At 51.7% G+C, this 9,678-nt stretch carries 9 protein-coding genes; 5 read left to right on the top strand and 4 right to left on the bottom strand.

The genetic code is table 11. The features are described 5' to 3' along the window. On the bottom strand, positions 1-1,319 hold a 1,319-nt coding region (locus ACIGG6_RS18055), incomplete at its 3' end, for a methyl-accepting chemotaxis protein (RefSeq protein ID WP_399846477.1). 374 nt (positions 1,320-1,693) lie between these two features. Here ACIGG6_RS18055 and ACIGG6_RS18060 point away from each other — a divergent pair. From ACIGG6_RS18060 to ACIGG6_RS18075, 4 genes are all read left to right on the top strand, one after another. Next, positions 1,694-2,023, top strand: coding sequence for a four-helix bundle copper-binding protein (locus ACIGG6_RS18060; RefSeq protein WP_399846479.1), 330 nt, complete (start codon positions 1,694-1,696; stop codon positions 2,021-2,023). Between the two features lie 176 nt (positions 2,024-2,199). After that, complete coding sequence (locus ACIGG6_RS18065; RefSeq protein WP_253505023.1) at positions 2,200-2,829, top strand: substrate-binding periplasmic protein; 630 nt, start codon at positions 2,200-2,202, stop codon at positions 2,827-2,829. Then, positions 2,826-3,782 (top strand): cation transporter, encoded by a 957-nt coding sequence (locus tag ACIGG6_RS18070; RefSeq protein ID WP_399846482.1) that lies wholly within the window; start codon positions 2,826-2,828, stop codon positions 3,780-3,782. The genes ACIGG6_RS18065 and ACIGG6_RS18070 overlap by 4 nt, the downstream gene beginning before the upstream one ends. A 9-nt stretch (positions 3,783-3,791) precedes the next feature. Next, a complete protein-coding gene (locus ACIGG6_RS18075; RefSeq protein WP_399846484.1) occupies positions 3,792-4,802 on the top strand; it encodes a potassium channel family protein in 1,011 nt (336 codons plus the stop codon). Positions 4,803-4,810: 8 nt separating this feature from the next. Here ACIGG6_RS18075 and ACIGG6_RS18080 read toward each other — a convergent pair whose 3' ends face one another. The 3 genes from ACIGG6_RS18080 to ACIGG6_RS18090 form a co-directional block, all read right to left on the bottom strand. Then, the gene (locus tag ACIGG6_RS18080) at positions 4,811-6,574 is read right to left on the bottom strand and encodes a sensor domain-containing diguanylate cyclase (protein ID WP_399846486.1); all 1,764 of its coding nucleotides are present in this window, start codon (positions 6,572-6,574) and stop codon (positions 4,811-4,813) included. A 179-nt stretch (positions 6,575-6,753) separates the two neighbouring features. After that, complete coding sequence (locus ACIGG6_RS18085; RefSeq protein WP_399846489.1) at positions 6,754-7,077, bottom strand: DUF333 domain-containing protein; 324 nt, start codon at positions 7,075-7,077, stop codon at positions 6,754-6,756. Between the two features lie 7 nt (positions 7,078-7,084). After that, positions 7,085-7,261: a hypothetical protein gene (locus ACIGG6_RS18090; RefSeq protein ID WP_399846491.1), complete on the bottom strand. Its 177-nt coding sequence runs from the start codon at positions 7,259-7,261 to the stop codon at positions 7,085-7,087. 52 nt (positions 7,262-7,313) lie between these two features. Between ACIGG6_RS18090 and ACIGG6_RS18095 the strand changes: the two genes are divergently transcribed. Further along, complete coding sequence (locus tag ACIGG6_RS18095) at positions 7,314-9,644, top strand: PAS domain-containing protein (protein ID WP_399846494.1); 2,331 nt, start codon at positions 7,314-7,316, stop codon at positions 9,642-9,644. Positions 9,645-9,678: the final 34 nt, after the last annotated feature.

Consider the following 9,678-nt stretch of genomic DNA (forward strand, 5'->3'; position numbering starts at 1 on the left):
AGCCATCTAGCGGTAAGGAAACAAGGCGTCCTGGCGGACGCCGCGCTATCCATCCGCTCACTAAAAGTAAGCGGTTTTCCGCGCTGACTGATAACGCTTTGATTGGTATCCACAATCATGCGCTGCACTTCTTTGGCGGCTTCGGCCGTTTGATTAGAGAGTTTACGCACCTCTTGGGCAACAACGGCAAATCCTCGCCCATGCTCGCCCGCGCGAGCCGCTTCTACGGAAGCGTTTAGCGCTAATATATTGGTTTGGAACGCAATCGCATCAATCGTCTGCACCATATGCTTCATACGCTCAGACTGCTTGGTGAGCGTTTCCATGGCATGAACCAGTTCATCGGTCAAATGCGATGCGGTGCTTACTTCCGCCAGGTTGGTATCTGCAGCCTTACTGGCGAGTTGCGCATTTGAAGCGCTCTGGCGCACCGTACTTGAGATTTCCTCCATGCTGGCCGCCGTTTGCTGCACAGCGGATGCTTGCTGCTCAAGACGGTTCGCCATATTGGTATTGTTACTAAGAATATGGTTTACCACCGGCCCTATGGCCTCCATATTGCGCTGGATATCGCTTGCCGTAGAGAGCAGAGAACGGCGCATAAGCTGTAGTGCGCCCAACGTTTGGCGCATCGCCTTGCTGCGTGACGAAGGAATCACCATGTTGAGATTGCCGGCAGCGAGTTGCAGCGCAATATCCTTAATGGCACCCAGGGTGCGCTCAAGCCCACCTAGTAGCAGTATGTTCACGGTCCAAATGAGAGTACCCAGCCCTACCGCCATCCCCCCTAGCTGCCAATTCGACATAGAAAAGCGCTGGTTGATGAACAGACCAGTCCCCAGCAACAGCATACTCGCAAAAGTAGCCAGTAAGATGCGTGCCTTAACACCATTCCAGTTCACGGTTGGCAGTTTGCCACGGATACCACGGCGCTTTAAGTGGCCACGTTTCAGGTAGTAAGGGCAGCTTTTTTCGCGCATTTGGCGATAGATCTGCTCAAAATAGCGGGTCTTCTGCTCACTTGCGTAGGAACGTAACGAGGCATACCCCTGCAGCTCTCCATTGTCCACCACAGGGACAACATTGGCGTGAACCCAGTAGTGGTCGCCATTTTTACGCCGGTTTTTAACATACCCCTGCCATGAGAGTCCTTCGCGCAGTGTCGACCACATATCCTGGTAAACCTCCGGAGGCATATCCAGGTGGCGCACCACGTTATGGGGCTCGTTCATTAGTTCTTCGATGGAAAAACCACTTACCTCAATAAACCGGGGGTTCGCGTAGGTGATATACCCATTGACATCCGTACGAGAAATCAAAAAATCGTCTGGATTAATGGGGTAGTTAATTTGTGATACATGCCGTTATTGCGCATGGCAACCCCTACTTATCGAGCTCATAGCAGCCCACCACCTGGGCCTTTCGGGTTTACTATGATTTAAAAAACCATAGAAGTAACCCTTCCTCCCTGCGTTGTGACATTTATTGACATTCTATCTTCCACTGCTTAACGAACCTGTATATCCCCAAACATACAAACATGAAGGAAAATGGTTATAAGAAAAGACGTTAAACAAGATTAAAAAATGCCCTCTGCACAGCAGACACAAACAGCATGAGCTACGATTAAAAAACAAAGCAGCACTCAATATTTCACTGTTAGTTTTGATAGCTATTCAAAAGGAGTATCAAGATGGATTTTGGAAACTTTAAAGAGAAAATCGAAGCTTGCCACATCTGTGCCGCTTATTGTGACAAATGCGCCACCCAGTGCCTTCAAGAAGAGGATGTCCAAAAAATGGCCGAGTGCATTCGCATGGATATTCAATGCGCTCAAATCTGCCGTTTAGCAGCCTCTTATATGGCGCAAGATAGCGAGTATGCCAAAGACATTTGCCAACTCTGTGCTGACATTTGTCAAAAGTGCGCAGATGAGTGCGCCAAGCATAGCGCTGACCATTGCCAAGAATGCGCTAATGCCTGCCAACAATGCGCAAATGCGTGCGCCAGCATTGCCGCCTAACGTTATTGAACAGTCATGCTGTTAACTATGAGTACTGTTTCAATCAAGAGCTTTACGCAGCTGTGAAAAATTTTTTATCCACCCTTAAAGCTGGCAGAACTTATACATTATGGCTGTGCCTATTTATTTCTTTAACATTATTAGGCTGCCGTTACCCTGAAAATATTGAGCGGGATATGAGCAGTATCGAAGGAGGCACGCTCTATATTGGCGTGACTGAAAACCCGCCATGGATAATTCGACAGGATCAACAGCCCCGGGGTTTAGAAGCAGACTTGCTTAATGCATTTGCAGACACACTCAATGCTACCGTTGAGTGGCAATGGGGCAGTGAGAATGAGCTTCTCCAAGCACTAAAACATCACCAGTTAGATATTGTTGCGGGAGGGCTAACAAGTAACACGCGAATTAGTCAATTAGCTGCTGCTACCCGCCCCTTTTACACCACCCAGCACACACTTGGTTTTAAGGCAGAAGAGACGCAAACGCAGCGCGCTTCTCCTCCTCCCCTTCAGCAAAGCGACGTAGCGCTACCGCGCCTCAATACGGTTTATCAAGCAATTGAAGAGCTAGGCGCCACCCCCGTGATTAGCGCCAATCCAGAGCGTACCCAAGGTTGGGTAGCAGGCCCCACTTGGTGGCTGAAAGCCCATGGTTTTACAGTTACCAGCCACACTTTAGCAAAAGAGAAGCATGTAATGGCCCTTCCCAAAGGGGAAAATGCGCTGATGCTCGCCCTCCAGCGCCATTTGCACCAGTCGGGTAGCCTGGAAACGCACCTACAGCGCTTGGAGGCAGCCCAATGAAGGTGCGTCAGCCTTACCGCATGCCCCCTGAAAAAAAGCGCCAGCTCAATTACTTGATTAAGTTAGAGTGGTGGAACCTGGGCTTCCGGGTGTCGATTGTTTTAGTGCTGGGCATGGTATTGGGCAGCAGCCAAGCGATGAAGGCTGCCTGGATCGAAGATATTCTCTCATTAATCCCGCCCATCGCTTTTTTAGTGGCAATGCACTTTCGCAACCGCCCGCCCAACACAACATTCCCCTACGGTTATCAACGCGCCACGGTGATTGCTTTTCTGTGTGCCGCCACCGCCCTTAGCCTAATGGGCAGCCTGCTGCTGCTTGACTCAATAATGAAGCTGATCAGCCAAGAGCACCCAACGGTTGGGGCCGTCACTCTCTTTAACCATACATTCTGGATGGGCTGGCTAATGATTGCGGCGCTCATTTATAGTGTTATCCCACCGATGATTATTGGCCACCTACAAACCAAAGCGGCAATTCAGGTGCATGAAAAAACCGTTTACGTAGACGGCAAAATGAGCAAAGCGGACTGGATGACTGGCCTAGCCGCGATTATTGGCATTGTGGGAATAGGCGCTGGTTTTTGGTGGGCCGATGCATTGGCAGCGGCGATTATTGCCATTGATGTCACAAAAGATGGTGTCGTAAATTTAAAAGAAGCCGTTGGCGACTTATTAGATCGTCGGCCCCGCTTTACCTCAGAAGTAAAACCCGAACATCTGGCAGAAACCCTAGAAACAGAGCTAAAACAGTACAGCTGGGTAGAGAATGCTGCGGTTCGTCTACGGGAAGAGGGGCATGTATTTAGCGGCGAAGCTTTTATCACCCCCCGCGATACACACCGCCTCAGTGAGAATTTAGCCACTGCGCATGCTATGTTAAATCATTACGATTGGAGAATTTACGAAGTGGTGGTTAGCGTAACCGATGCCCCCGCAGCCCACCCCGCATAGGAATGCACAATGATAGGTCACCCATGGATAGGCGTGCTCGGCATACTGCTCATCGCGCTAGCAAACTACGACGCGGTAAAAACCACGCTATCGGCCTCCCACTCAGGCCCTGTCACCAACCGCTTAATTAGCCAAGTATGGGCGCTACTGCTCGCAATACACCAACGCAAACAGTGCCATAGGCTACTGTCCGGCGTGGGGCCTTGGTTAACGGTAGGGTTAATCGTTGTCTGGCTAATACTCGCCCTAACCGGCTGGTGGCTGCTGTTTTGTAGCGCCACAGATGCCGTCGTGAACGCAACGACCAAGGTGCCAGCCAACCTCATTGAGCGCCTGTATTATACCGGCTACACACTAACCACACTGGGTTACGGCGACTATGTACCAGGAAGTGACTCTTGGCGTATGGCACCTACCCTGGCAGCCGCGAATGGCTTTTTTCTGTTCACGCTCACTATTACGTATATGCTGAGCATTGTTTCCAATGTCACTGAAAAACGCCATGTGGCGCTATCCATCCATGCGCTTGGGGAGAGCCCTTACCACATTCTTCATGCAACCCACGGCAATGGAAGATACACCGGGCTAGGTCAACAACTGCAACCTCTACAGCAGTCGATCAGTAAGTTAGGCCAGCAACATCTTGCTTACCCCATCCTGCACTACTATCACGACCCCAGTAGCCAAAAGTCTCTGCCTCTAGCGCTGGCTCGGCTTTACCAAGCCCTGGTGATTGCCCGAGCTGCCTGCCCAGATATGGATAATGTCACCAAACAGCAGCTCACCACGGGCATCACAACACTGGAAAACTTTATCGCCACGTTGGGCAACGCGTTTATTACCCCATTTACTACCATGCCCGATATTCCATCACTTGAAGCGTATAGCAGGCTGCCAGGTATTACGGCTAGCTCACATGCTCTTCATCACTGTCTGATTGTTGACCAGCAGCGAGTGCTTGCCGCCTATATCCATAAAGATGGCTGGCAGTGGCAATCCGTTTGGCAAACGGATTCGTAATCCTGTAGTTAGTCGCTATGGATGGGTGGGTGGCACTCACACACCATGCAGCGATCACGACCACTATTTTTAGCTTTATAGAGGGCTTCGTCGGCCAATTTAAGCAGCTTTTTAGGATCCTTTGTGTGGTCAGGATACGTGGCGACACCACAGGAGAGGGTAATAAACCCTAACGATTTCTGGTGATAAGTGAGAGGCTTTACACGCAGTTCCGCCATTAGGGACTGGGCTCTCGCTTCAGCATTTACCGTTTCCGTTTCAGGCAACAGCGCCACAAACTCTTCACCGCCTAGGCGGCAAACAGTATCGCTGCCCCGAAAGTGCTGCCTTAATAGAGCTGCCACCTCAACTAATACCGCATCACCTACGTCATGCCCGTAGCAGTCATTGACCTTCTTGAAATGATCAATATCAATCATCAATAGAGAAAGCGGGTGCCCTGTGCGCTGCGCACGGCTCACCTCTTGGTTAAGCAGCGTGTCAAAGTGGCGGCGATTATGCAGCCCGGTCAGGGCATCCTGAATAGATAACCCCTTTAGCTGCTCTACCAAGCAATCTAACTGAGCGGTCCGGGCGGCAACCTGCGCCTCCAGGGTTTGATTTGCCGATGCCAACTGCCGCTGTGTATGACGGTAATGCCATAAAGAGATGGCAACGATCGCCAACGAAAATCCTAATATGGCATAGCTCAACGGAATATCTCGCTGAGCTATCAACCCATGGGCCACCAGCATGTCAGCGAGAATCAGCGGAGCAAACAACAAAAAGCTAAGCACCAACAATCGCTGTTCTAACTGTAAACGGCGCACGTGAAACAGTGCCAATAACAGCATACAAGGCAGCGTTATCAACAACAGCGCATCGAAGATGGGGAATGTCAGCGCGAGGTTAATAGACTCTAAATGGACTAAGCCGATAGCGGTAACCATGTAGGCCAAATGAAGCTGCCAAAGACGTGCTATCCATTTTTTTGGGGCACCCTCCAACCAATGGCTCAGAAGTAGCCCCATCGCAATAGGCAGTGTGAAGTAGCTTGTCGCCCTTACCATATCCCACGCTAACGGAGCATCAGCAACTAGTTGGCGTATGGGCGTTTCTGCAAGAAGCATCAAACCAGACGCAAAGGCAAACAGGGCCACTGCCCCAAACCCTCGGCGCTCGGGGCCAATGAGCGTGAAAATAGCCGCCAACGCTGCCAGTAGCAGACTAAAAGCACCAATCGCCAAGTCTTGTACCGACCCTTGAAGCATTTTCTGAAAAGCGTCAACGCGATCAATGACCTCTACGTCACCCCACAAACCGATGCTGGTATAGTCAGAATAAATACGTAGCGATAGCTGTTTACCGGCAAACCCAGCAGGTAACGCAACCAAGTGCCAAGGCCACCCAATAAACCGAGGGTGATCAACATTGCCATGCTCATAAATCAGCGTGTTATCTAGATAAATCTGCCCGATCAAATTAATGCTGGTGATATGCAGCACGGGGTCATGCCAGCTTCCTTCTGGCAAGACTGTTCTCAGCCATACTGTGTGCTGGCCTTCTCGCCCAGGCGGATTAGAGGGAGATTCAATGGCATGCCACCCGCTCTCCTCTCTCAACCATACCGGCTCCCCCTGCTGGTCCAAGGGAGAATCGCCCCAACGGTACTCCCAACCTATTATCGGGCTCGGCGGATCGTTTGCCTGGCCACTACTCGGGGCAGCCAGCCCTATCAGACAGGCAGCAAGCCAGCCGAACCGGTAACGCAAAACGCTGTTGAAGATCCCCATAGATAGTTTCTCGGCCTGCTAGCGGCTAGATTGCCCCTACGTTTTGGCCTAACGCCCGGCATATCCACCCTTGAGCCATGGGGAGATGATCAACAGGCCATAAGCCCTACCGCTTCCATTGTTAATGACAATTAAGTTATACGCTGGATGACACGCGAGTGGCACGACTTTGTTAAGCGCTAGTCATTATCCAATCGCTCAGATCGATACAGCTGCCACTCGTTTTCTACCCGCCCATCAGGAAGGCGGCAGTAGCGCCCTGTGCCCAGGCTATTTTTGCGCGTCACCCTCTCCCCACCCAAGCTTTCGCAATAATTGGCAGCGGCAGTCTGCATGCTTGGTGCCGCATGATGACGGTCACCTGGGTTACTCACACAACCCGCCAGCGCTAGCAACACCGTAAACATCCCATACATCACTGCGCCCCCCCTTGCTTCTCCAGCCATACCCAAACGGATTAGGTATCGCGCCAAGTGCACCTTAGGTAAATCACTCCCCATCATAGTCAACTTAGCGAATGCCGGTAGCTAGCCACGGTAAAAATAGTACTAAGTTCATGCAGCAATCATCGATACGTATTGCCAGACGATTAGGAATCTGATATTCGACGCGTAAGAAACACTGTATGACTCGTACTTCCGCCACACTGAAGAGCATTAGCGCTATGGCGGTGATGAGAATGCTCAAATACTCTCCTCGCTTGGCGATACACAAGCGCAGCTCATTCGATGGTTACCTAATGAAAACGCCCCTGATTGCAGAGAATGATGTCGCACGGCAGAGCGTGTTTGCAGGCACTGCGCTCTTTAACGATGGCATCGATGCGCGCTTTGACCGCATGACACGGCTGGCTCAGCAAACCTTTAATGCCCCCTTTGCATTGGTTTCTCTTATCGATCATGAACGGCTGCTGCTTAAATCCCGCCAGGGGTTAGACATACAAGAAATAGCGCTGGAGCACTCGTTCTGCAGAGTCGCTATTCGCGACAGCGTCCCCTTAATTGTGGAAGACACCCTAAACGACGAGCGCTTTTCCACTATCCCCCTTGTCAAAAAGGCTCCACATATACGCTTCTATGCAGGGGCCCCATTGCACACCGCCTCGGGCCAACGCGTGGGCGCGCTTTGCCTAATGGATAGCCAACCCAGGAGCTTTACCGACGCGCAAATGGCCATGCTGTGTGATATGGCCGGGATGGTGGAAGAACTCATCCAAACCGATATTGGCAACCGCGAGTCGCAAACAGAGCTAGCCACCGCCCTAAGGAAGAGCGAACGCCGTGCCCGGCTGGTCATTGAGGGCACCCGAGTTGGAACATGGCAGTGGAACGTGCAAACTGGCGAAACCGTGTTTAATGAGCGCTGGGCAAGCATCGTGGGTTACACTCTGGAAGAGTTATCACCTACCTCCATCGAGACGTGGTTAAGCTTGGCCCACCCAGATGACCTAGCCACCTCCGAAGCATTGTTAAAAGCCCACTTTGCCGGTGAAACGGAAAGCTACGACTGTAAAGCCAGGATGCGCCACAAATTAGGCCACTGGGTGTGGGTACACGACAGAGGACAAGTCTTCGACCGAACGCCAGAAGGCGAACCGCTGCTTATGTACGGCACCCATGCCGATATTACCGACGAAGTGGCCGCCCAACAGGCCCTGCAAGCTAGCCGAGACGAGCTTGCCTCGCTCTTAAGCAATATGCCGGGAGTGACCTACCGCTGCCTGCCCGATGACAAATGGACGATGCTCTACATCAGCGGCCAAATTGACCGCATTAGCGGCTACCCCGCCGGTGACTTGCTTGGCAATACACGTATAAGCTACGCCGAACTGATTCACCCTGATGATGCCCCCTTCATTGATAAAGCGATAGCCAAGGCGAAGCGCTTAAATGAAAGCTGGCATTTGGAGTATCGAATTTGCCACCGAGACGGCACTTGGCGCTGGGTAGAAGAACGGGGCAACTGGGTAGCGGGTGATACAAAGCACCCCAAAATCATGGAAGGCTTTATCGTCGATATCACACGCGAGCATGAAGCCCGAACCCAGCTCCGTAGCCACCACGACGCGCTCCTGTTACTTAACGATATCGCCTTCAACCCTTTTGAAACGCTAGACGCCAAGATTCAGCACGCCCTTCTTAAAGCAAAACAGTACCTGGGATTAGACCTGGCCATTCTTAGCCAAATTGAAGGGGACGTTTATACCGTGCGCTGGGTCGATGCAGAGGTAGACGCAGGCATACACGCCGGGCAACGCTTCACCCTCGGCCACACTTGGTGCCAGCTGCTGTTCAGCGGCGAACGCAAAGAGCTCTTTATTGCTAATGTACCCAAAAGCGAATTTTATTCTCACCCCTGCTATCAAGCCATTCCGCTGGGGGCTTATGTCGGTATTGTGATTGAAGCGGAAGGCCAAGTATTCGGCACACTGAACTTTTCCGCAGCGCATACTCGGTCAGCCGCGTTTGATGAAAGCGAAACCTTGTTCCTAAGGCTGCTGGCCCGCTGGCTATCCGATACGCTTGCCAATAGCCTAAGCAGTGAGCGAATCACAAAACTCATGGCACAGCTGCCAGGCATTATCTATCAATACCGCCAATTTCCCGACGGTAAGGCCGTATTCCCCTTCAGCTCGCCTCAAATTCAGGATCTGTACGGGTTAACGTCCCAGCAGGCGGCCCAAGATGCCAGCCCAGTGTTCAAGGCAATACATCCTGATGACCTGGAACACGTCGCCGCGACCATCGCCCACTCGGCCAGCACCTTGGAAGATTGGCATGCAGCTTACCGAATCAACACTAAAGATAGGTCCTACCGCTGGTTTGCCGGGCAGGCAAGGCCCGAGCAGCTGGCCGATGGCAGCATTCTCTGGCACGGCTATTTACACGACATCCACGAACAGGAACTCTCCCGTAAAGCGTTAGAGCGTAACGAAAGCCGCCTACGCGGCCTGTTTGAGTTCGCCCCTATTGGTATCGCGTTAAACGACCTGGAAACGGGGCAGTTTATTAGGGAAGCTCTGAAAAAGTCACTGCTATCAGCGATAATACGGCTATCGTCAACTGCATAGGATTCAGTGCTGCCATGGATCAAATCACCTTCTC

It is taken from the genome of Vreelandella lionensis, assembly GCF_044543515.1.
Taxonomy (GTDB): Bacteria; Pseudomonadota; Gammaproteobacteria; order Pseudomonadales; family Halomonadaceae; genus Vreelandella; species Vreelandella lionensis.

Coding starts and splice junctions, on each gene's coding strand:
- ACIGG6_RS18060 (WP_399846479.1), top strand. CDS start 1,694: ATGGATTTTGGAAACTTTAAAGAGAAAATCGAAGCTTGCCACATCTGT.
- ACIGG6_RS18065 (WP_253505023.1), top strand. CDS start 2,200: ATGAGCAGTATCGAAGGAGGCACGCTCTATATTGGCGTGACTGAAAAC.
- ACIGG6_RS18070 (WP_399846482.1), top strand. CDS start 2,826: ATGAAGGTGCGTCAGCCTTACCGCATGCCCCCTGAAAAAAAGCGCCAG.
- ACIGG6_RS18075 (WP_399846484.1), top strand. CDS start 3,792: ATGATAGGTCACCCATGGATAGGCGTGCTCGGCATACTGCTCATCGCG.
- ACIGG6_RS18080 (WP_399846486.1), bottom strand. CDS start 6,574: ATGGGGATCTTCAACAGCGTTTTGCGTTACCGGTTCGGCTGGCTTGCT.
- ACIGG6_RS18085 (WP_399846489.1), bottom strand. CDS start 7,077: ATGATGGGGAGTGATTTACCTAAGGTGCACTTGGCGCGATACCTAATC.
- ACIGG6_RS18095 (WP_399846494.1), top strand. CDS start 7,314: ATGAAAACGCCCCTGATTGCAGAGAATGATGTCGCACGGCAGAGCGTG.